The sequence below is a fragment of the Citrobacter sp. Cpo061 genome (assembly GCF_030332845.1).
GTDB lineage: Bacteria > Pseudomonadota > Gammaproteobacteria > Enterobacterales > Enterobacteriaceae > Citrobacter > Citrobacter portucalensis.
This window is the reverse complement of the sequence record NZ_JAOWHB010000053.1, coordinates 121373-144833: the sequence shown is the minus strand read 5'-3', so window position 1 is coordinate 144833 and position 23461 is coordinate 121373. Positions and strand designations below refer to the sequence as shown.

Here is a 23461-nt window from a genome sequence, read left to right as displayed (position 1 = left end):
GGATGGCGGCGTAATCGCCCTATTCGGCCTGGATTGCTTCAATCAGCTGTGTATCTGAAACAATATGCGTCACATCATCCAGATGCCCAATTCTGGCCTCCCCCGAACGATTAAATTTACTTTTATCGATCAGTAATAAAGACTGCGATGCACGCTTAAGCAGAATGGATTTGAAGTCTGCGTTGGTTGCATTTGAGTCCCAGAGCGCACCGTCGCTGTCGATCCCTTCGCAGGAAAAAATAAACAGGTCAATCTCGAGTGGTTTTAGCTGCGAGATAAGCGAGGGATTAACGTAGCAACCGTATTTGCGCTCAAGGCGACCGCCGGAGCTGATAAGCTGAATATGTTCACGTTTAGCCAATTCCTGGCAGATGGGCTGGCTGTTGGTAAAAACGTGAATGTTGATGTCCGGTAACTGTCGCGCCAGATACCAGCAGGTAGAGCTGGCGTCTAAGGCAATCACCATACCTTCTTCGATCCAGGCCAACGCTTCACGGGCGATATCCGCTTTGTGCGCATAGTGGCTTTTGAGTCGAATATGAAATGGGTCACCGCTGTCCTGATTTTCCCGGTGAATAACTTTGGCCCGACCGTGGTTGCGTAACACTTTTCCCTGGGTCTGTAACTCGCTGAGATCGCGGCGGATGGTCTCTTTGCTGACGTTAAGCTGCAAAGCCAGGGCTTCGGTTGTCAGGCTTTTGTGGTTAGTAAGCAGATCTACGATTGCCTGCTGGCGCGCCGCTTTCATGTTCTGATCCTCATCTAATGATGAATGCCCGTACCTGACGGGCATTCTGACCAGAGATTACGGCGTTACCCCTTTTTTTAAAAGAATATTCCCGTACTTTGCCCGCTCTCCTGTGATAACGATCGCAAACGCCTTTTGTGCTCGTTCGTAAAAGGCAAAGCGGTCAATACGCGTGATATCCGGGCAGGGGGTCTGTAATGAAAGTGCCTGACGATAGCGAGCCTCAACATCAGGATCGAGAGTGTCGCCTTCAACCGCAGCCATCATCACCAGCGGTGGGGCGTAGCTGTCCAGTTCAAATAGCGGAATAAGCGCCCGCAGCAGATCGCTGACCAGCAGACCGTCAGCGCGGATGACCTGCGGCCCCATGCTGTTGGCCGGGAAGTGGGCATCGGAAAAGATAATCTCATCGCCGTGTCCCATTTCGGCCAGCACTTTCAGTAAGTCGGGGGAAATTAAGGGAGATATCGTTTTAAGCATGTTACTCGACTCCTGTGAGTTCGGATTCGGTTTGCGGATAGAAGTAACGGTACTGATAGCGCACCTGTTCGCGTGCCTGCTCCGGAGAGGTAAATTCCCCGATGCCTGACCAGGCAAACATTGCGGCGCCTGCCACGGTGGTTTCGGCATCATCCAGCACTTTGACAGGGATCCCGAGAACGTTCGCTTTGATTTGGTTCCACAAGATGTTGCGGCTGCCCCCGCCAACTAATAGCAGTTCAGTGGCCTGGAAATGGCCGATTTTTTCCAGCGTTTGCAGATTCCGCTGCAGCTGTTCTGTCAGTCCTTCCAGCGCGGCGCGATAAAAGTGCCCACGGGTAGTATTGAGGGTAACCCCTTGCCAGCCCGCATTCTGACAGGCCAGCAGGTCGCAGTGCATCTTCACCCCTTCGGCACCAGCGGGAATATCCCGAGCTTCATCAATCAACGTTTGCCAGGGCGTGTCCGCGGTCCATAACAGCTTACGAACCCATTCAAGCACACCGGAGGCCAGCCACTGCATACCGGGATTGTTAAGCCCAGCCTGACTATCCAGCTCACAGGTGGAGCCCGCATAATGACTGAGCAGGGAGGTATTTACCTGCGCACTGCGTACCATCAGAATTTCCCATGTGCCGGAAGAGAGTACCGGTTCATCCTGTTGGGCTCCTGCGCCAAATAGCGCAAACTGTGTGTCGTGTCCGGCAGAGATGACTGGAATACCCTCTGGAAGTCCGAGCTGGCTGGCGGCCTCGCGTTGCAGTACCCCAATTTGTTCGCCTGCTTCAACCAGGCGCGGAAACAGGCGACGCGGTATGCCTGTTGCCTGCAAAATGTCCTGGCTGAAATCACGTTGCTGGATATCCAGCATCTGGCTGGTTCCCGCCATGGTGATGTCAGTTGTGAACTCGCCGGTTAAACGTTGGTTGATAAGCGACGAGATAAACAGCCAGGCGTGCGCCTGTTCCAGTAATTGCGGGTGGTTCTCTTTCAGCCACACCAGTTTGTACAGCGTATTGAAGCTAAACGCCCCAACGCCGGAGATTTCCTGCAGTTGCTGCGGTGACATATAACGATGGATATTTTCCATTACCGCTGCGGTGCGTGGGCATTTCCAACTGATCACCGGATACAGTTGTTTTCCGTTCTTATCCACCAGCGCGCCATCCACGCCGAAGGTGGTGACGGCGATCCCGCGAATTTGGCAGGCGGCCAATTGTGAGGAAAGCCGCTGACAGCAGTCGGCAAAGCGCTGCAGAATGGCCTCCAGCGACCATTGGTGCCAGGCACTGTTTTCTGCGGCGATGTCACTGGCGTTCGGGGTCGCTGCGCGGGCGACAATCTTCCCCTGTCGGTCAACGGCAATGGCCCGTACGTTGGTCGCGCCACAGTCGAGAACCAGAATAACCTCTTGTTTCATAATTGCTCCTGGGAGATTACCTATTACCTGATGGCGGCTTCGCCTTATCCGGCCTACAAAACCGTGTGCTTCGTAGGCCGCGCCGCCATCAGGCAATCGCTCGATGTTTAACGCTTATACAGCGGACCGTAGTTCTGACAAGCGCGGTAATCCTGACCTTCCGTATCCATACCGTGGGCGGCCCAGGAGGAAGGACGATAAATTTTCTCGTCTTCCACGTTGTGCATGCACACCGGGATACGCAGCATGGCAGCCAGAGTGATAAAGTCCGCACCTACGTGACCAATCGTCAGCACCCCGTGGTTAGCGCCCCAGTTAGCCATGACGGAATAGACGTCGCTGAACGGGCCCTTGCCGGTTAAGCGCGGAGCAAACCAGGTGGTTGGCCATGTGGAGTTGGTACGCGCATCAAGCTGGTCGTGCATATCTTTCGGCAACTCCACGCTCCAGCCTTCCGCGATTTGTAGCACCGGCCCCAACCCTTTGATGATGTTGATACGGCTCATGGTGAACGGCACACCGCCTTCAGTCAGGAAGCGAGATGAGTAACCGCCCCCGCGGAAGTATTCGTGAATAGCCGGGCACCATTCGGTTGCCGCCAGGCATTCATCCGCCTCTTTCTGCGAGATTTCCCAGTGTGGTTTCATGGTCGGTTTACCTTCGCTGTCGCGCTGTTTGCAGGAACCGTCCAGTGCCGCAGAACCGGAGTTAATCAAGTGAATGATGCCGTGCTCAGCAAGGCCGGTCAGCGGTTTACCCGTCACGCGTTCAACCGCCTCTGGCGACCAGTAGGTGCGCACATCGGCAAAGACCTGGGCCGTGCCGGTGAGTTGATGGCCGAACAGCATCGCTACGCCGTTCAGGCTGTCGTTTTCGGTTGCGACAACGAACGGTTCACGAACGCCATTCCAGTCAAAGGAACTGTTGAGCAACGCTTCGGCGGTATCGCCATTTGGGTATTGATCGGTCCAGTGACGCTGGCCCTGGAAGCCTGCGGCGATCGCGTTATAGCCCAGGGATTCTTCGACCAGACCTTTGTCTGCCAGCTTTTTGTTACCCTGCATCATGTCGCGAATGCACATAGCCATCAGCAGGCTTTCTTTCAGCACTGCGCGGCTTTGTTCTGCGTTACGCTTATATTGCTGCGCGTTCTGATCTTCGCCGTAGCGGAAGTTTTTGTCCGCCCACGCCAGCGCCATTTCCAGCTCGGTTTCATCATAGATTTTCTGGTCAATGCGACGACGCAGCTCGGTCATATCAACCGCCTGCACCTTCATACCCAGCCAGGATTCAAAGAAGTTATGGTCGACGATAGAACCGGCGATGCCCATTGATACACCACCGACAGACAGGTAGCTTTTCCCTTTCATACTGGCGACCGCTAAGCCGGCACGGGCAAAGCGCAGCAGTTTTTCTTCAACATCGGCAGGGATAGATGTGTCGTCTGCATCCTGTACGTCATGACCATAGATGGAGAAGGCAGGAAGGCCTTTTTGGCTGTGAGCTGCCAGTGCGGCGGCCAGGTAAACCGCCCCCGGACGTTCCGTGCCGTTGAAGCCCCAGATCGCTTTCGGGCGCATCGGATCCATGTCGATGGTTTCACTGCCGTAGCACCAACATGGGGTAACGGTAATCGTCACGCCAACATTCTGGCTGCTGAATTTTTCTTCACAGGCTGCGGATTCCGCCATGCCGGCGATACAGGTATCGGCAATCACACATTCAATTTGTGCGCCGCAGGCATGACGAAGTTTTTCAGTGATAAGCGCTGCGGTAGCTTTAGCCATATTCATGGTTTGCTCTTCGAGCGACTCACGTACACCCATACGACGTCCGTCAATAACCGGGCGAATACCAATTTTTGGTAAGCTGATTTTTTTCATCACAGATTCCTCACGTTATTCGGATAAATATTCAGTTGGCTGCCGTTTGTGAACGGAAGCGGGCAAAAATAAAGATGATGGCGAAGCAAAGCGCCGGGACCAGTTCAGCGGTCGGGATATTGCCAGCGGCATCGCTGACAAAGCCCATCACCGGGGTCACAATGCCGCCGCCAATGATGGTCATGACGATAAAAGACGAGCCGTATTTGGTGTCTTGTCCCAGATTTTTGATCCCCAGAGAAAAAATGGTTGGGTACTGAATCGACATAAATGCGCTGCACAACGTCAGGGCCAGCAGGCCGATCTGGCCACCGGTGAAGGCGGAAATCAGGCACAGAATCATGGCAAGCAGGGCATATGCGGCCAGCACTTTATGCGGCGCAAAGCGACTGATAAGCCAGGTGCCGGAGAAACGACCGATAAAGAAGCACACCATGGTGCCGGTCAGGTAGTTGGCGGCGAAACCTGGCGTCATGCCTGGGATCTCTTCGATTGCGTAGCGAATCAGGTAGCTCCAGCAGGCAGTTTGTGCACCGACGTAGCAGAACTGCGCCAGTACCGCCCAACGCCAGTGACGAATGCGCACCAGGCGGGAAAGGGACGCGGAGAATGAACTCTGAGCGTTGTCACTGTGATCGTCACTTTGCAGGGTCGGAAACTTGGTAAACATGATCAGCAGGGCGACCAGCAAAACGACCGCGACGATGATCATATAAGGGGTTTGAACCGATAACACCAGGCTGTGCTTGTAGGCGCTTAGCTGTTCTGGCGCCATCTTATCGAGTACGTCTTGAGATTGATGTGGCACATTAGACAAAATAAGACTTTGCCCAAAAACAACCGCAATAATGGCACCAAATGAGTTAAAAGTTTGCGCGAGATTTAATCGGAAATGACCGCCGCTTTCCGGGCCCAGTACGGTTACAAAGGGGTTGGCAGCCGTTTCCAGACAACCTAAGCCCGCCGCAATAATAAATAGGCCAATCAGGAATAAGGTGTAATTCATTACCTCAGCCGCTGGCCAGAATAATGCTGCACCGATGGCATATAAAAATAATCCGGTAATAATGCCTGCTTTATAACTAAGTTTTTTCATCAGGATCCCGGCTGGGATTGGAATGACGAAATAACCAAAATAAAAAGCAGATTGAATCAGACCAGCCTGAAAGTTTGTTAATGTAAAAGCTTGCTGAAATTGTGGTAATAAAATGTCATTAAGATTATTGGCAACCGCCCAAAGAAAAAACAGTGAACAGAGTAACGCGAAGGGAATGACATAATTTTTTGTCTGCCCCCGCTCTACCGCATGAAAACTTTGTGTTTGTATTGATGTGTTTCCCATAGCATCCTCATCAGTTCATAAGCATGTTCAACAGCTTAAGAGTACGGTTGGTGATTTTTACCAACCTGCTAATCCAGGTGAGTTCCGGTAACCTGCCAGATAAAATTGGCCTTCATGAATGAACTCATGAATTCATTTTCAAATAAAAACCGGCCATTAATATGATGGTGGTCACATTTATGCTCAGGGTGTGGGTTTATGTGATTATCATCACTTTAATTTCTTTAAAACAATGACCGTTTGAGAAAAATAAATTAAAAAGCCACAGGGATAATGCCCGAATTAATTAGTTAAGTGGAAAACGGGCAATGGTAACAATTTATTCGCAAATGACCGTTTTACAATGGTTTTATTAAGAACGGACATTTTGGAATTGTAATATTATGCCTGCATGTTTTTATTCAGCGTTATTAGTTGATGAACATCACAAAATCCAGTGCTAAAAATTCCCTTCTCTTTATTCAGCATGATGATAGTTAGCAAATACCCGCTTAAATCAACAGAGCGTCGAGGTATTAGCAATGTTCTGTTGTCGCATTTTGACTCACTGAGAGAGGTAAGTAATGGAACGAAATACGCTGGCACGGCAGATTATCAATACCTGCCTGGAAATGACCCGTCTGGGGTTGAATCAGGGGACTGCGGGTAATGTAAGTGTGCGTTACCAGGACGGGATGTTAATTACCCCGACGGGTATTCCGTATGACAAACTCACCGAATCCCACATAGTGTACATCAACGCTGAGGGGCAGCACGAAGAAGGGAAATTACCTTCCAGCGAGTGGCGGTTCCATATGGCCGCTTATCAGACGCGTCCCGATGCTCAGGCGGTGGTCCATAATCATGCCGTGCATTGTACTGCTGTTTCTATTCTCAATCGGCCAATCCCGGCAATCCATTACATGATTGCGGCGGCTGGCGGTAACTCAATTCCCTGTGCGCCATATGCGACGTTTGGTACGCGTGAGCTTTCCGAGCACGTTGCGGTAGCGCTGAAAAACCGAAAAGCAACGCTGTTGCAGCATCATGGGCTGATCGCCTGCGAGGAAAATCTGGAAAAAGCCCTGTGGTTAGCGCATGAAGTGGAAGTGCTGGCGCAGCTTTATCTCAGCACGCTGGCGATTACCGATCCGGTTCCGGTACTGGACGATGAGGCTATCGCTATTGTGCTGGAAAAATTCAAAACATATGGATTGCGTATTGAGGAATAGGAGATAAAACGATGGCGAACAGAATGATTCTGAACGAAACGGCATGGTTTGGCCGGGGAGCTGTTGGCGCATTAACCGATGAAGTTATTCGTCGTGGTTATCGCAAAGCATTGATTGTGACTGATAAAAATCTGGTGCAGTGCGGCATTGTTGAGAAGGTGACTTCCCGAATGGATGCTGCAGGTCTGGCATGGGAAATCTATTCAGGCGTTATTCCTAATCCAACCATTGCGGTAGTTCAGGAAGGATTGAGTGTCTTTCAGCAAAGCGGCGCAGACTATCTGGTCGCCATTGGCGGCGGCTCCCCGCAGGATACCTGTAAAGCGATTGGCATTATTAACAATAACCCGGAGTTTGCGGATGTACGCAGCCTTGAAGGGTTATCGCCGACACGCTTCCCGAGCGTGCCAGTTATGGCTATCCCAACCACTGCGGGAACGGCGGCGGAAGTGACCATTAACTACGTGATCACTGACGAAGAGAATCGGCGTAAGTTTGTTTGTGTCGATCCACATGACATCCCGCAGGTGGCGTTCATTGATGCTGACATGATGGACGGCATGCCTGCCGCATTAAAAGCGGCTACTGGCGTAGATGCACTGACTCATGCCATTGAAGGCTACATCACGCAGGCTGCGTGGGCGCTTACCGATGCGCTGCACATTAAAGCCATCGAAATTATTGCCGGGTCATTACGCGGTTCCGTTGCGGGCGACAGCCAGGCGGGGGAAGCGATGGCTCTGGGCCAGTACGTTGCCGGGATGGGTTTCTCCAACGTAGGTCTGGGATTAGTGCATGGCATGGCACACCCGTTAGGCGCGTTCTACAACACGCCGCACGGCGTCGCGAATGCCATTTTGCTGCCGCACGTGATGCACTATAACGCCGAATTCACCGGGGAAAAATTCCGCGATATCGCCCGGGTAATGGGGGTTAAGGTTGAAGGACTGACGCTGGCAGAGGCACGCAAAGCGGCGGTGGATGCCGTCTTCGCCCTTAATCGCGATGTAGGTATCCCACTGCATCTACGCGATGTTGGCGTCCGTAAAGAGGATATTCCTGCGCTGGCGCAAGCCGCATTTGACGATGTTTGTACCGGGGGAAATCCGCGTGAAGCGAGCCTTGGGGATATCGTTGAGCTGTACCATACCGCCTGGTAATCACCTGGCGTTTATCTGGCCTACAGGGTTGTACAATAAGTAGGCCGGATAAGCGCAGCGCCATCCGGAAATAAGACTACCGCGCCAGCCGTAGCTGCTGTAGGTTTCCGTCGATATGTAAGTCTGTTTGCAGCCGCGCGATATCGCGACACAAAAACGCCATCTCCCGATGTTCTTCGAGTTTCTTGCGCCATTTCTCCGGTACATCATCCAGGTGTTCATACAGCGCTTCCAGCGTTGGAAACTGTGCCAGCAGTTGTGTGGCGCTTTTAGGACCAATACCGGCTACCCCCGGTATTTTAGAACTGCTGATCCCAGCCAGTCCCCAGTAATCAGGCAACTGTTGCGGCAGTACGCCGAACTCTTTCTCGATAAACGGCGCATCCAGCCAGCGTTTCTGGAAATAATCGCGAATCCGCAGCGTTGGGGAGAGTAGCTGACAGTAGCCTTTATCGGTTGAGACGATAGTCGCCTGGTGTCTCGCCTGGCTAACTTTCACCGCCAGAGTGGCGGCTAAATCATCGGCTTCATTCCCGCTGGATACCCAGCAGCAGACGCCGCGCTGTTCAAAAGCGGCGCGTAAGGCGGGCATTTCCTGGTGTAAATCGTCAGGCATCGGCGGGCGACCGGCTTTGTAGTCAGGTAACCGTTGGTGACGCCAGCCGCTGTTACGCGCTTCGTCATCAAATACCGCCACGGCGTGCGTGGGCTGACTGTGCACAATCAGCTGATCGAGCGCGTGCTGGCATGTCTCCACGCAGGGGGAGCCCTGTACGGCGTGAATACGGCGGATGAGATTCAGTGCATCAACAATGAGCAGGTGGACGGCCACGGTGTTCTCCCTAACAAATTAGTCTGTAGGGTAACATTCACGACGAGTGGAGACGAGCATTGCGAAAGAGCGCTATCCGTAAGCCTGATAAGCGAAGCGCCATCAGGCAATAAAAGCCGGATGCGGCGAGCGCCTTATCCGGCCTACAGAAACGAAAATGTGCTGAGAATTAATCGCAGGTGACAATCTTCATCGCCAGACCACCACGAGAGGTTTCGCGGTATTTGGCGTTCATGTCTTTACCGGTTTCGTACATGGTCTCGATAACTTTATCGAGGCACACGCGTGGTTCACTGGTACGGCGCAGCGCCATACGTGCAGCGTTCACCGCTTTAACCGAAGCAATGGCATTACGCTCAATGCACGGTACCTGAACCTGGCCGGCAACCGGGTCGCAGGTCAGACCCAGGTTGTGTTCCATACCGATTTCTGCCGCGATGCACACCTGCATTGGGCTACCACCCAGCAGTTCAGCCAGACCAGCCGCTGCCATGGAGCAGGCGACGCCAACTTCACCCTGACAGCCGACTTCGGCACCAGAGATAGAGGCGTTCATCTTGTACAGTGAACCAATGGCGCTCGCGACCAGCATGTAGCGTGCCAGCGAGTTAGCGTTCACTTCACGGATAAACTTGTCGTAATACGCCAGTACGGCAGGAACAATCCCGCATGCACCGTTGGTTGGTGCAGTCACCACGCGTCCACCGGCTGCGTTTTCTTCGTTCACGGCCAGCGCGAACATGTTGATCCAGTCAACAACCGCCATCGGGTCGGTGGTGGTTTTGTCGCTGCTGACCAGCATGCGACGCAGCGCAGCAGCACGACGCGGAACGCGCAGTTTGCCCGGCAATACACCTTCAGTAGTGATGCCGCGTTCAATCCCGCTACGCATCACTTCCCAGACGTTAGCAAAGTGCTGTTCCAGCTCTTCTTTGCTGTGCAGCGCCAGTTCGTTTTGCATCATCAGACCGGAAAGTGACAGGCCGGTTTCCTGGCAATGACGTTGCAAATCAGCTGCGGATTTATACGGATATGGCACGTTTACCGGAGAGTTGTTCGGTAAACCAAAATGTTCTTCATCAACGATGAACCCACCGCCAATGGAATAGTAAGTCTGGCTGTAAATAGCCTTTTCGCCCGCCAGTGCGGTAATGCGCATCCCGTTTTCGTGCAGGGACAGATTGTCCGCATGGAAATTCATGCACTTGTCGACCGGGAACTCGACCTCATGTTGACCATCTGCCAGCAGCAAACGCCCATGAGTATTCACATCCTGGATAAAGGACGGAATAGCATCAATGTCTACGGTATCCGGCAGATTACCCGCCAGGCCCATAATAATCGCGATGTCGGTATGGTGACCTTTCCCCGTCAGAGATAAAGAGCCATAGACATCAACCACTACGCGGGTTACGTCAGTGAGAATTCCGCGTGCAATCAGGTCATCCGTGAATTGTTTGCCTGCTTTCATCGGGCCAACAGTGTGGGAGCTGGAAGGGCCAATGCCGATTTTGAAAATATCGAATACGCTAATCATGAGGCGTCCATTGTGTATCGAGGTGCGCCGCCCCGAGGAGCGGCGCAGGGGAATTAACTGAACAGAGAGTAGAAAATAGCGGAGATAGCGATCAGGCCCATAATCACAACGAAGACGTTGCTGATATGGCCGCTGTACTTACGCATTGCCGGTACTTTCTGAATGGCATACATCGGCATCAGGAACAGAATCATCGCGATGATTGGGCCACCCAGGGTCTCAATCATGCCGAGGATGCTTGGGTTCAGCGTAGCCACAATCCAGGTGGTTACCAGCATGAACAGCGCAGTGATTTTGTTCAGTTTGTTGATTTCGATGGATTTGCCTTTGCCACGCAGAGACTTAATCACCATACCATTGAAGCCTTCACGTGCGCCCAGGTAGTGGCCCAGGAAGGATTTGGTGATAGCGATAATCGCGATGATCGGTGCCATCCAGGCAATAATCGGCGCGTTAAAGTGGTTCGCCAGGTAAGACAGAATCGAGATGTTCTGCTCTTTCGCTGCTGCCAGGTCCGCCGGAGTCAGGCTGAACACGCAGCTGAAGACGAAGAACATAACGGTCAGTACCATCATGATGTGAGCGAATGCCAGAATCTTGGAGCATTTTTTCTCTGCTTCATCACCGTACTCTTCACGCTTCGCCACGGCGAAGGAGGAGATGATCGGGGAGTGGTTGAAGGAGAACACCATTACCGGAATTGCCAGCCACAGGGTCAACAGCAGGCCGTTGCCGGTGGTTGCCGCAGAGTCAAATGACATGGTTTCCAGAATCGCACCGCTCCACTGAGGGATCAGGTACAGCGCCAGCAGCATCAGAGCCGCAACGAACGGGAATACCAGGATGCTCATCGCCTTAACGATCATCTGCTCACCGAAGCGCACGATGGTCATCATGCCGACAATCAGGATCAGTGACAGGATTGCGCGCGGCGGCGGCGTAATCGCCAGCTGGTGGGTCAGGAAGCTTTCAACCGTGTTGGTGATTGCTACGCTGTAAACCAACAGAATCGGGTAGATAGCGAAGAAGTAGAGCAGGGTAATCAGTTTACCTGCACCAACACCAAAGTGTTCTTCTACAACTTCGGTGATGTCTTCACCCGGATTTTTACCGGACAGCACAAAGCGAGTCAGACCGCGGTGTGCAAAGAAGGTCATTGGGAAGGCAAGGATCGCCATGATGATCAGCGGGATCATACCGCCTACGCCTGCGTTAATCGGCAGGAACAATACACCCGCCCCAATCGCCGTGCCGTAAAGGCCCAGCATCCACATGGTGTCTGTTTTGCGCCATGCGCTGCGGGTCTGGCCCGTAACGATAGTGCTGGTTTGAGTGTTTTCCATCTATTTCTCCTGGAGGAAGCTTAAAAAGTCGGGTTTGGGGTCAATCCAATGAGAAAGTACCCGACTGTAAATCGAAATTCGTTGAGCGATTTTTATATAATTTTTCGCCGTAATAATTTTCGGGCGGAAAGATACATTTTAGTAATGAATGTATCAGTGATCGGGATCCCAAATGCAATAATCCACCTTTTATGTGGATAAATTTGGGCCATTAATCTGTTAAAAAATAGTCAAAGCGAATTTACGGGCGCGAAGGCTAACATTAACGACATATCTCATGAAAGCGAAGGCGCGAAGATAGGCGTGTTCAGCTGTAAAAACTGTTGTTTTTAGATGATTTCGGCGACTAATAATAATTTTCTAAGATAAATCACGGTTGGTTTTTCAAGGTAATCGTTTGCGTAGTGCGCTGTTTTTTATGAATCATCACTGGTATTTATATGATTGTCGGAGCTATGTGACTGGTATCACTAAAAAAAGCCGGGAGGCAAGTGCGCCAAACCCGGCTTTGATATGGACAAAACTGTCACCGCTATAGCGCTGCTAGCGGGTGTTGAAGGTTAGGCGCAGATCTCGTAACAAGGGATATACGCAGTGCCCGGTAACTTCATACGATGTTGTGCAACAAAGCCCTGCAGGAGATCGTCCATGCGGCGCATCATTTCGCGGTCACCGTGGATTTTGTACGGGCCAAACTCTTCAATAGCGCGGATCCCGACTTCCTTCACGTTACCTGCCACAATACCGGAGAATGCACGACGTAAATCGGCGGCCAATACTTCAACGGGTTGATCCGGGTACAGCTTCAGGTTGGCCATGTTTTCATGGGACGGCTCGAACGGCATCTGCAGATCGGGCGCGATACGAATCGACCAGTTAAAGCTGTATGCATCTCCTGTGTCGCGACGGTTTTCTTTCACCAGCGGCATCGCTTTTTTCATCAGACGCGCCACTTCGGCCGCATCGTCAATGATAATGCGATAGTGGCGACGCGCATCTTCCCCTAGCGTGTGCACGATAAATTCGTCCAGCACGCGGAAGTAATCCGCACTCTCTTTTGGTCCGGTCAGGATCAGCGGTAGAACCTGATCTTTGTTGGCCGGATTCATCAGGATCCCCAGCAGATACAGCAGCTCTTCTGCTGTCCCTACACCACCCGGGAAGATGATAATACCGTGGGCGATACGCACGAACGCTTCCAGACGTTTTTCAATGTCCGGCATGATGATCAGTTCGTTTACCAGCGGGTTAGGCGGTTCAGCGGCGATGATTGACGGTTCGGTCATGCCAATAAAGCGGCTGTCTTTGTATCGCTGCTGGGCGTGGCCGACCGCAGCGCCTTTCATTGGCGCTTCCATCGCCCCCGGACCGCAGCCGGTACAGATGTTCAGTTCGCGCAGACCCAGTTGGGTGCCGACGCGACGGGCATACAGGTACTCATTTTCGTTGATTGAGTGACCGCCCCAGCAGACGACCATGTTCGGCGCTTCACCGACGTGCAGCGCCCGGGCATTACGCAGGATCGAGAATACGAGGTTGGTAATATGCACCGAGCTTTCGAGATCCAGATGCTGAAAACGACCGGCGTTATGGATCTGGCCATTGACGAACAGAATGTCGCGCAGCACGGCAAACAGGTTAGCCTGTAGCGCACGAATAATGCGTCCATCAACAAACGCATCTTCAGGTGGGTTGATCAGTTCCAGCTTCACGCCCCGTTCGCGGCGCAGTACGTTAATATCGAAACTTTCAAAGCGGGACAGCAGTTCTTTACTGTTGTCGGTCAAACTGCCGGAGTTCAGAACGGCAAGCGAACAGTTACGAAACAGTTGATACAGGTCGCTGCTGGCCGTGCGTTTAAGCATATCGACTTCCAGCTGCGACAACATGTCCATTGAGCCAAGCGGGCTAATATGTGTAATCAAGTAAACTCCTTATGGGACGCAACACGTCATTCCCTATTGATTACAATAGCCCTGGCTTATGACCTTTCACAACCTTGTGCGCGGAATCCGGCACGCAAATTTGAGAAAAAAGATTACTGACGTACCAGACGACCGGTTGCCGGAGTGAAATCGGTGTTGGTGCGCCATGGGTTAATGTCTAGGCCGCCACGTCGCGTGTAGCGTGCATAGACGCTCAGTTTCTCTGGCTGGCAGAAGCGCAGAATGTCATTGAAAATACGTTCCACGCACTGCTCATGAAATTCATTATGGTGGCGGAAGGAGACCAGATAACGCAGCAGCTTCTCTCTGTCGATTTTCCGTCCACGATACTGAATTTGTATGGAGCCCCAGTCGGGCTGGTGGGTGATCAGACAGTTGGATTTCAGTAGATGGCTGACCAGCGTCTCTTCGACTGCCTTTTCACCGCTCACGGCATTTTCCAGATACGCAGTGCTGAACTGATAGTTGTCGATGACGATATCCTGATTGTCGATACAGGTCCCATTAAAGTGGGCTATCGGCTGCCCTTCCAGTTCGTCAAGGCGGTACAGCGCCACGCTGACATCGCCCTGAGCGCAGGCGCGCAGATCGTTTTCCAGCGTCTGGCGTACCGCGTCCCAGGAATCAAAACGCGTCTGGTTAAAACTGTTCAGGTACAGCTTAAAGCTTTTCGATTCAATCAGATTTACGCTGGTGTAATCCAGCTCCACATGACCGACCGCAACCTGCGGTAAGCCGTTGGCATTCAGCCACGACAGTTCATATAGCGTCCAGATATCCGCACCGTGAAAAGGCAAGTTATCGGCCTTTAAATCCAGCGGGTCGCGATTCAGGCTGCGCGGAACGCCCTGCAACAGACTTGCATCGTAATTGTCTCGGTAATCCGTTGATTTACCGAGTGTCAGGCCGTTAAGCGCCTGATGATTTTCATAAGAGGACATGTTTCACCGTCATAAACCAGATACACTATGCGACAAGTGTATCCTGGCTTTTGTGAAGAGAGAAATCAGTGGACGAATTGACAGCGCAGGCGTTGATAGCCTTTACGACGCGTTATTGCGACGCATGGCATGAAAAAAACAACAGTTGGCCGCTCAGCGAAGAGCTGTATGGCGTACCTTCTCCGTGTATCATTTCTTCCACAGACGATGCGGTATTTTGGCAGCCTCAACCTTTTGTCGGCGAAAATAACCTCAATGCGGTTGAACGGGCCTTTGATATTGTGGTACAACCTGCCGTTCACGCTTTTTACACCACCCAGTTTGCTGGTGATATGCACGCGCAGTTTGCGGATGAAAAGCTCACGCTGCTGCAAACCTGGAGTGAAGATGACTTCAGGCGCGTTCAGGAAAACCTGATTGGTCATCTGGTAACGCAAAAGCGCCTCAAGCTATCACCTACGCTTTTTATTGCCACACAAGATAATGAGCTTGACGTCATTTCGGTGTGCAATCTGTCCGGTGAAGTGTGCAAAGAAACGCTGGGAACCCGTAAACGAACGGTGCTGGCGGCCTCACTTGCGGAATTCCTCACTCAACTTAAGCCAGTTCTGTAATCCAGTTTGCCCTGAATCTTGTGAGAGATCTCTTACAAACCCTGTAGGACATTGCCAGGTGATAAGTAAAGACTTAATGAATTGATAAAATAATAATTTATTATTATTCAATTGGTTAGTGTTTTATTGTCAACTTTCATACGAAAATAATCGTAAGGGTAAGCCTGTAAGCATCTTGTAAGACAAAGCGAAACAGGCGATTCTATATCTGTCGACAAGGAGTCGCACAACGAAGAGAACATCAGGATGATGGCTCTTCGCCAGGACACACCAGGACGGTGTTGCAAGGACAGGCTTCAGGACGAAGCAAAGAGGAAGACGCTGGATGCGTTAAAGGACACCTCCAGGATGGAGAATGAGAGCCGGTCAGGATGTTCGGCGGGTCTGGATGGCCAGGATACTTCAGGATGAAGTTTTCACATCGGGGTGATGTGAGCAGGATGCAAAAGTTCAGGATGAACACGGTCGCAAGACCACAGGAAAAGTTGTCAAGGATGAGCAGGGAGCACTAAAAGTAGCTGGAATGCTGCGAAACGAACCGGGAGCACTGTTTTTACAGTGCTCCCTTTTTTTATTTCCCTTCACTAGTGCTATTCTTCGCGCCAGATTTTTTCATCATTGAGGTTAATTTCATGACGACTCATGACCGTGTGCGCCAGCAGTTACACGCACTTGAAGCGCTACTGCGTGAACATCATCACTGGCGGATGGATGAGCCAGCAGAGCATCTGTTTACCAGTACGCAGCCTTTTTGTATGGATACCATGGAACCGGTCGAGTGGCTGCAGTGGGTGTTGATTCCCCGCATGCATACGTTGATTGATAACGCGCAGCCGCTTCCGCAGGCTTTTGCCGTCGCACCGTATTACGAAATGGCGCTGGCAGCCGATCACCCGCAACGCGACATTCTTCTGGCGGCATTGCAGGAGCTGGATGCGCTGTTTACAAGTGATAACGCCTGATGCTGGAAATTCTTTATCAGGACGAATGGCTGGTCGCCGTCAATAAACCTTCGGGCTGGTTGGTTCACCGCAGTTGGCTCGACCGGGATGAGAAAGTGGTGGTGATGCAAACGGTGCGCGACCAAATTGGTCAGCACGTATTTACCGCCCATCGACTCGACAGACCAACCTCCGGCGTGCTGCTGATGGGACTGTCCAGCGAAGCCGGGCGTTTGCTGTCCCAGCAGTTTGAACATCATCAAATTCAGAAACGCTATCATGCGATTGTGCGTGGCTGGCTGATGGATGATGCCGTGCTGGATTACCCGCTGGTCGAAGAGCTGGATAAGATTGCCGATAAGTTTGCCCGCGATGATAAAGGCCCGCAGCCTGCTGTCACCCATTATCGCGGCCTGGCAACGGTAGAAATGCCGGTAGCGACCGGGCGTTATCCGACTACCCGTTACGGGCTGGTGGAGCTGGATCCTAAAACCGGTCGCAAGCACCAGCTCAGACGCCATCTGGCGCACTTGCGCCATCCGATTATCGGCGACAGCAAGCACGGTGATTTGCGGCAAAACCGCAGCGCCGCAGAGCATTTCGGTTGCCAGCGATTGATGCTGCATGCCAGCCAGCTTGCGCTGACCCATCCTTTCACCGGTGAACCGCTGGTTATTCGCGCCGGATTGGATGACGTCTGGATGCAGGCGTTATCACAGTTTGGCTGGCGTGGACTTCTCCCTGAGAATGAAAGGGTTGAGTTCAGCGGGCTGTCAGGTCAGGATGAGCAGATAGATTCTTAAGTCCCAGGAGATTACGGTTATGGCGGAAATTGGAATTTTTGTCGGCACGATGTACGGAAACGCGCTGCTGGTTGCCGAAGAGGCCGAAGCTATTTTGACGGCGCAGGGTCATAAAGCTACGGTGTTCGAAGATCCGGAGCTTAGCGACTGGCAGGCATATCAGGATAAATATGTACTGGTGGTGACTTCCACGACCGGGCAGGGCGATCTGCCGGATAGCATCGTGCCGCTGTTTCAGGGGATCAAAGATAATCTCGGTTTCCAGCCAAATCTGCATTACGGGGTAATTGGGCTGGGCGACAGTAGCTACGTTAATTTCTGCAATGGCGGCAAGCAGTTCGATGCGCTGTTGCAGGAACAAAGCGCCCACCGTGTAGGAGAAATGCTGCTGATTGATGCCAGCGAGCATCCTGAACCGGAAAGCGAATCCAATCCCTGGGTAGAAAACTGGGGAACCTTGCTTAAATAACTCCCTCGCTCGTACGGGCATGCAACCCCCATTTGAACCGCAAGCCGGGGCAGGCGAAGCCGCCACCCGGCAATAAAACCCCAATTACGTGAACTAACTTCCACTACTTTGGGCTTATGCCCCAAACAACTTCTCACTGCCTCCCTAATGTTGTGTTCATGCACGGTGAGGGTCAGTGGCACTCCTTCATATACTTTTCCCGTCAGTTCCCGGAATGGCAGCGAGTCAGAATAAAACGGCCCTGAGCTGTACCAACACTGCCACACACTAACCTCTCATTCTGATCACCCTACAGGTGCTGTACAGAATGAACTGGCGAAAGCCAGGATTCAGGAGTGCAACAATGAGTTCATTAAGTCAGGCGGCGAGCAGCGCGGAAAAACGCACTAACGCTCGCTACTGGATAGTGGTGATGCTGTTTATCGTCACATCCTTCAACTACGGCGATCGCGCCACCTTATCCATTGCCGGTTCGGAGATGGCCAAAGACATTGGTCTGGATGCGGTAGGGATGGGGTATGTATTCTCCGCTTTCTCATGGGCCTATGTTATCGGCCAGATCCCCGGCGGCTGGTTGCTCGACCGCTTTGGTTCAAAACGCGTTTATTTCTGGTCCATCTTTATTTGGTCTATGTTTACCCTGTTGCAGGGTTTTGTCGATATCTTCAGTGGCTTCGGCATTATCGTTGCGCTGTTTACCCTGCGTTTCCTCGTCGGTTTAGCTGAAGCGCCCTCCTTCCCCGGCAACAGTCGTATTGTGGCGGCGTGGTTCCCGGCACAGGAAAGGGGCACGGCGGTCGCTATCTTTAACTCTGCGCAATACTTTGCCACCGTTATCTTCGCGCCAATCATGGGTTGGCTGACCCACGAAGTGGGTTGGTCGCACGTATTCTTCTTTATGGGCGGTCTTGGGATTGTTATCAGCTTCGTCTGGCTGAAGGTGATTCATGAACCGAACCAGCACCCGGGCGTAAACCAAAAAGAGCTGGAGTACATTGCCGAAGGTGGGGCGCTGATCAACATGGATCAGGCGGCAGCCAAAACCAAAGTGCCGTTTAGCGTGAAGTGGGGGCAAATCAAACAGCTGCTGGGTTCACGGATGATGATCGGGATTTACATCGGCCAATACTGCATTAACGCGCTGACCTACTTCTTTATCACCTGGTTCCCGGTTTATCTGGTGCAGGCTCGCGGTATGTCGATTTTGAAAGCTGGCTTTGTTGCTTCGGTTCCGGCCATTTGCGGATTCGCCGGCGGCGTGCTCGGCGGCATTATTTCCGACTGGCTGATGCGCCGTACCGGTTCGCTGAATATCGCCCGTAAAACGCCAATCGTACTCGGTATGCTGCTGTCGATGGTGATGGTGTTCTGTAACTACGTCAATGTGGAGTGGATGATCATCGGCTTTATGGCGCTGGCCTTCTTCGGCAAAGGTATCGGTGCGCTGGGATGGGCGGTGATGGCTGATACCGCACCTAAAGAGATCAGCGGTCTGAGCGGCGGTTTGTTCAACATGTTTGGCAACATCTCCGGCATTGTCACGCCAATTGCTATCGGCTACATCGTCGGGACTACCGGCTCGTTTAACGGCGCGTTGATTTACGTCGGGGTACATGCGCTGATTGCGGTGGTGAGCTATCTGGTGCTGGTGGGCGATATTAAACGTATCGAACTGAAACCTGTCGCAGGACAATGATGATGACAACACAATCGAGTCCCGTTATTACCGATATGAAGGTCATCCCGGTGGCCGGTCATGACAGCATGCTGCTCAATATTGGCGGCGCGCATAACGCATACTTTACTCGTAATATCGTGGTGCTCACCGATAATGCCGGAAACACCGGTATCGGTGAAGCGCCAGGTGGCGAAGTGATTTATCAGACGCTGGTGGATGCGATTCCGCAGGTGCTGGGCCAGGAAGTGGCGCGCCTGAATAAGGTGGTGCAGCAGGTGCATAAGGGCAACCAGGCCGCTGATTTTGACACCTTTGGCAAAGGCGCCTGGACCTTTGAACTACGGGTCAATGCGGTAGCGGCGCTGGAGGCCGCATTGCTCGACCTGCTGGGTAAGGCGCTGAACGTGCCGGTTTGTGAACTGTTAGGGCCGGGCAAGCAGCGCGATGCGGTCACCGTACTCGGTTATCTGTTCTACGTGGGCGATCGCACAAAGACCGATTTACCGTATCTGGAAAGCACGTCGGGAAACCATGAGTGGTATCACCTGCGTCATCAGCAAGCGATGAACAGTGAGGCTGTGGTACGTCTGGCTCAGGCTTCGCAGGATCGCTACGGCTTTAAAGATTTCAAACTCAAGGGCGGTGTACTGCCTGGCGAGCAGGAAATCGACACCGCTCGTGCGCTGAAAAAATGCTTCCCGGATGCGCGTATTACGGTTGATCCCAACGGTGCCTGGCTGCTGGATGAAGCCATCTCCCTGTGTAAAGGGCTGAACGATGTTCTGACCTACGCCGAAGATCCGTGCGGTGCCGAACAGGGTTTTTCTGGCCGCGAAGTGATGGCCGAGTTCCGCCGTGCAACCGGTCTGCCGGTAGCAACGAACATGATAGCCACCAACTGGCGTGAAATGGGCCATGCGGTGATGCTGAATTCAGTTGATATTCCGCTGGCCGATCCGCACTTCTGGACCCTTTCTGGCGCGGTACGCGTGGCACAGTTATGCGACGACTGGGGCCTGACCTGGGGCTGCCATTCTAACAATCATTTTGATATTTCGCTGGCGATGTTTACCCACGTTGGTGCGGCTGCACCGGGTAATCCAACGGCTATTGATACCCACTGGATCTGGCAGGAGGGCGATTGCCGCCTGACCAAAAATCCGCTGGAGATTAAAAACGGAAAAATTGCGGTACCCGATGCGCCCGGTCTGGGCGTGGAACTGGACTGGGATCAGGTACAGAAAGCACATGAAGCCTATAAGGCGCTGCCCGGTGGCGCGCGTAATGACGCAGGCCCAATGCAGTATCTGATCCCCGGATGGACTTTTGACCGTAAACGTCCCGTTTTCGGCCGCCACTAATTTTGAATAAGGACTTAATTATGAGCGCACAATTTTCTACCCCATTGGTTACCTCTATGCAGGTTATTCCGGTTGCGGGTCATGACAGCATGTTGATGAACCTGAGCGGCGCACATGCTCCGTTCTTCACGCGCAATATTGTGATTATTAAAGATAACTCCGGTCATACCGGCGTGGGTGAAATTCCCGGCGGCGAAAAAATCCGCAAAACGCTGGAAGATGCGATCCCGTTGGTGGTAGGTAAAACGTTAGGTGAATACAAAAACGTGCTGAATGCAGTACGCAATACTTTTGCCGATCGTGATGCGGGCGGTCGCGGTTTGCAGACCTTCGATTTACGTACCACTATTCATGTGGTTACTGGGATCGAAGCGGCCATGTTGGATCTGTTAGGTCAGCATTTGGGCGTAAACGTCGCCTCTTTGCTGGGGGATGGCCAGCAGCGTAGTGAAGTTGAAATGTTGGGTTACCTGTTCTTCGTGGGTAACCGTAAGGCAACGCCGCTGCCGTACCAGAGTCAGCCGGATGAGAAATGCGACTGGTATCGTCTGCGTCATGAAGAAGCGATGACCCCGGATGCGGTAGTGCGCCTGGCGGAAGCGGCGTATGAGAAATATGGCTTTAACGACTTTAAACTGAAAGGCGGCGTATTGGCCGGAGAAGAAGAAGCGGAATCCATTGTTGCGCTGGCGAAACGTTTCCCGCAGGCGCGCGTGACGCTGGATCCAAACGGCGCGTGGTCGCTGAATGAAGCGATCAAAATTGGTAAGTACCTGAAAGGCTCTCTGGCTTACGCGGAAGATCCGTGTGGTGCGGAGCAGGGCTTCTCCGGGCGTGAAGTGATGGCGGAGTTCCGCCGCGCCACCGGTCTGCCGACCGCCACCAACATGATCGCCACCGACTGGCGTCAGATGGGGCATACCTTGTCGCTGCAGTCCGTGGATATCCCGCTGGCGGATCCGCATTTCTGGACCATGCAGGGCTCGGTACGCGTGGCGCAGATGTGCCATGAGTTCGGGCTGACCTGGGGATCGCACTCTAACAACCACTTTGATATTTCGCTGGCGATGTTTACGCATGTCGCGGCGGCGGCTCCGGGTAAAATAACCGCTATCGACACCCACTGGATCTGGCAGGAAGGCAACCAGCGCTTGACCAAAGAGCCGTTTGAAATCAAAGGCGGCATGGTGCAGGTTCCGGCAAAACCGGGTCTGGGCGTGGAGCTGGATATGGATCAGGTCATGAAAGCGCATGAGCTGTACCAGCAACATGGACTGGGTGCGCGTGATGATGCGATGGGTATGCAGTATCTTATCCCGAACTGGACGTTTGATAATAAGCGTCCGTGCATGGTTCGCTAAGTGATCCAGGACCGCTCCTATAGAGTGAGCGGTTTTGCTCCTGGTGTATGCTTAACATAATCAACATGCGTAAGGATGCTTTATGAAAATAGTAATCGCACCCGATTCCTATAAGGAAAGTTTGAGTGCGCTTGAGGTGGCAACGGCTATAGAGCTGGGGTTTCGTGAGATCTGGCCCGATGCGGATTACATGAAGATCCCGGTTGCAGATGGCGGTGAAGGAACGGTCGAAGCGATGGTTGCCGCAACGCAAGGTCACCTTGTGCATGTTGATGTTACCGGCCCTTTGGGCAACACAATTCAGGCATTTTATGGTTTATCTGGTGATGAGCGCTCGGCGTTTATCGAAATGGCGGCCGCCAGCGGACTGGAACAAGTTCCTGCGAGGCTACGCGATCCGCTGAAAACCACGTCCTGGGGAACCGGGGAGTTAATCCGTCATGCGCTGGATGCGGGCGTTGAGCATATCATCATTGGGATTGGCGGTAGCGCCACCAATGATGGCGGTTCCGGGATGGTGCAAGCGCTGGGAGCAAAATTGCTGGATGCGCAAAATAACGAAATTGCGCAAGGCGGAATCGGTCTGGAATCTCTGTCCCGGATTGATATTTCTCAGTTAGACAGCCGTCTTGCCGGGTGCCGTATTGAAGTGGCTTGCGATGTGACCAACCCGTTGACTGGAAAAGAGGGCGCATCTGCGGTTTTTGGTCCGCAAAAAGGGGCTACGCCGGAGATGATTACCCGCCTGGATCGGGCGCTCACGCACTATGCGCGACTTATTGCCCGCGATCTGGACGTCAACGTGCTGGATCTGGCCGGTGGTGGTGCGGCTGGTGGTATGGGGGCGGCGCTGTATGCGTTTTGCGGCGCACAGTTACGCTGTGGTATTGAGATAGTGACCGATGCGTTACACCTTGATGCCTGCGTTGCGGATGCGGATTTAGTGGTCACAGGTGAAGGGCGCATTGATAGTCAGACCATTCACGGTAAGGTTCCGGTTGGCGTGGCGAAGGTCGCAAAGCGTTACAACAAGCCGGTTATCGGTATCGCAGGTAGCCTGACGGCCGATGTGGGGGTCGTACACGAGCATGGGCTGGATGCTGTTTTCAGCGTCATTTACTCCATTTGTACCCTGGATGAGGCGCTAAAGAACGCGAGCGACAACGTACGAATGACGGCGCGAAACGTAGCCGCAACGCTTAAAGCAGGGCAGCAATTACGCTGAGTTGTAGGTCGTATAAGGCGGTCACGCCGGATTCGGCGATGTGCCCGATGCGCGACGCTTATCGGGCCTACGGTAAACAGCGAAACCTGTAGACCGGATAAGGCGTTTACTGCCCGATGCACGACGCTTATCGGCTCTACGGTAAACAGTGAAACCTGTAGGCCGG

General features: G+C 52.7%; 20 protein-coding genes. 10 read left to right on the top strand and 10 right to left on the bottom strand.

The window, feature by feature from the left end:
• Positions 1–19 precede the first annotated feature (19 nt).
• The 5 genes from fucR to fucP all read right to left on the bottom strand — a co-directional run bounded on the left by fucR (position 20) and on the right by fucP (position 5873).
• Positions 20–748, bottom strand: a complete 729-nt coding sequence (gene fucR / locus OGX97_RS19335; RefSeq protein ID WP_003825642.1) for an L-fucose operon activator — start codon at positions 746–748, stop codon at positions 20–22.
• A 57-nt stretch (positions 749–805) separates the two neighbouring features.
• On the bottom strand, positions 806–1228 hold the full coding sequence (fucU, locus tag OGX97_RS19330; protein WP_048225364.1) for an L-fucose mutarotase: 423 nt from the start codon (positions 1226–1228) through the stop codon (positions 806–808).
• A 1-nt stretch (position 1229) separates the two neighbouring features.
• On the bottom strand, positions 1230–2648 hold the full coding sequence (fucK, locus tag OGX97_RS19325; RefSeq protein ID WP_008785697.1) for an L-fuculokinase: 1419 nt from the start codon (positions 2646–2648) through the stop codon (positions 1230–1232).
• Between the two features lie 107 nt (positions 2649–2755).
• On the bottom strand, positions 2756–4531 hold the full coding sequence (gene fucI, locus OGX97_RS19320; protein WP_003825648.1) for an L-fucose isomerase: 1776 nt from the start codon (positions 4529–4531) through the stop codon (positions 2756–2758).
• A 31-nt stretch (positions 4532–4562) separates the two neighbouring features.
• Positions 4563–5873 (bottom strand): L-fucose:H+ symporter permease, encoded by a 1311-nt coding sequence (fucP, locus tag OGX97_RS19315; RefSeq protein ID WP_008785696.1) that lies wholly within the window; start codon positions 5871–5873, stop codon positions 4563–4565.
• Positions 5874–6436: 563 nt separating this feature from the next.
• Here fucP and fucA point away from each other — a divergent pair.
• Positions 6437–7084, top strand: a complete 648-nt coding sequence (gene fucA, locus OGX97_RS19310) for an L-fuculose-phosphate aldolase (protein ID WP_003825656.1) — start codon at positions 6437–6439, stop codon at positions 7082–7084.
• A gap of 11 nt (positions 7085–7095) precedes the next feature.
• Complete coding sequence (gene fucO / locus OGX97_RS19305; protein ID WP_057067287.1) at positions 7096–8244, top strand: lactaldehyde reductase; 1149 nt, start codon at positions 7096–7098, stop codon at positions 8242–8244.
• Between the two features lie 76 nt (positions 8245–8320).
• On the opposite strand, the gene xni is transcribed toward fucO, so the two are convergent.
• From xni to queF, 5 genes are all read right to left on the bottom strand, one after another.
• A complete protein-coding gene (gene xni / locus OGX97_RS19300) occupies positions 8321–9076 on the bottom strand; it encodes a flap endonuclease Xni (RefSeq protein ID WP_279850836.1) in 756 nt (251 codons plus the stop codon).
• Positions 9077–9245: 169 nt separating this feature from the next.
• Positions 9246–10613 (bottom strand): L-serine ammonia-lyase, encoded by a 1368-nt coding sequence (locus OGX97_RS19295; RefSeq protein WP_003034070.1) that lies wholly within the window; start codon positions 10611–10613, stop codon positions 9246–9248.
• Between the two features lie 53 nt (positions 10614–10666).
• Positions 10667–11956, bottom strand: a complete 1290-nt coding sequence (locus OGX97_RS19290) for an HAAAP family serine/threonine permease (protein WP_003034073.1) — start codon at positions 11954–11956, stop codon at positions 10667–10669.
• A gap of 560 nt (positions 11957–12516) precedes the next feature.
• The gene (ppnN, locus tag OGX97_RS19285; protein ID WP_003034076.1) at positions 12517–13881 is read right to left on the bottom strand and encodes a nucleotide 5'-monophosphate nucleosidase PpnN; all 1365 of its coding nucleotides are present in this window, start codon (positions 13879–13881) and stop codon (positions 12517–12519) included.
• A 113-nt stretch (positions 13882–13994) separates the two neighbouring features.
• The gene (gene queF / locus OGX97_RS19280) at positions 13995–14843 is read right to left on the bottom strand and encodes an NADPH-dependent 7-cyano-7-deazaguanine reductase QueF (protein WP_003825665.1); all 849 of its coding nucleotides are present in this window, start codon (positions 14841–14843) and stop codon (positions 13995–13997) included.
• Positions 14844–14911: 68 nt separating this feature from the next.
• On the opposite strand from queF, the gene syd reads away from it, so the two are divergent.
• The 8 genes from syd (at position 14912) to OGX97_RS19240 (ending at position 23295) form a co-directional block, all read left to right on the top strand.
• Positions 14912–15457 (top strand): SecY-interacting protein, encoded by a 546-nt coding sequence (gene syd, locus OGX97_RS19275; protein WP_032944836.1) that lies wholly within the window; start codon positions 14912–14914, stop codon positions 15455–15457.
• A gap of 632 nt (positions 15458–16089) precedes the next feature.
• Positions 16090–16419, top strand: a complete 330-nt coding sequence (locus tag OGX97_RS19270) for a YqcC family protein (RefSeq protein WP_003825670.1) — start codon at positions 16090–16092, stop codon at positions 16417–16419.
• On the top strand, positions 16419–17201 hold the full coding sequence (gene truC, locus OGX97_RS19265; RefSeq protein WP_003825671.1) for a tRNA pseudouridine(65) synthase TruC: 783 nt from the start codon (positions 16419–16421) through the stop codon (positions 17199–17201). The genes OGX97_RS19270 and truC overlap by 1 nt, the downstream gene beginning before the upstream one ends.
• A gap of 19 nt (positions 17202–17220) precedes the next feature.
• Positions 17221–17670, top strand: coding sequence for a flavodoxin (locus OGX97_RS19260; protein WP_003825676.1), 450 nt, complete (start codon positions 17221–17223; stop codon positions 17668–17670).
• Positions 17671–18013: 343 nt separating this feature from the next.
• The gene (gudP, locus tag OGX97_RS19255) at positions 18014–19366 is read left to right on the top strand and encodes a galactarate/glucarate/glycerate transporter GudP (protein WP_048215647.1); all 1353 of its coding nucleotides are present in this window, start codon (positions 18014–18016) and stop codon (positions 19364–19366) included.
• A 2-nt stretch (positions 19367–19368) separates the two neighbouring features.
• Positions 19369–20709: an enolase C-terminal domain-like protein gene (locus tag OGX97_RS19250; RefSeq protein WP_057068331.1), complete on the top strand. Its 1341-nt coding sequence runs from the start codon at positions 19369–19371 to the stop codon at positions 20707–20709.
• Between the two features lie 20 nt (positions 20710–20729).
• Entirely contained in the window at positions 20730–22070 is a 1341-nt protein-coding gene (gene gudD, locus OGX97_RS19245) for a glucarate dehydratase (protein WP_003034111.1), read from the top strand.
• Positions 22071–22152: 82 nt separating this feature from the next.
• Positions 22153–23295, top strand: coding sequence for a glycerate kinase (locus OGX97_RS19240; protein ID WP_218658968.1), 1143 nt, complete (start codon positions 22153–22155; stop codon positions 23293–23295).
• Positions 23296–23461 lie beyond the last annotated feature (166 nt).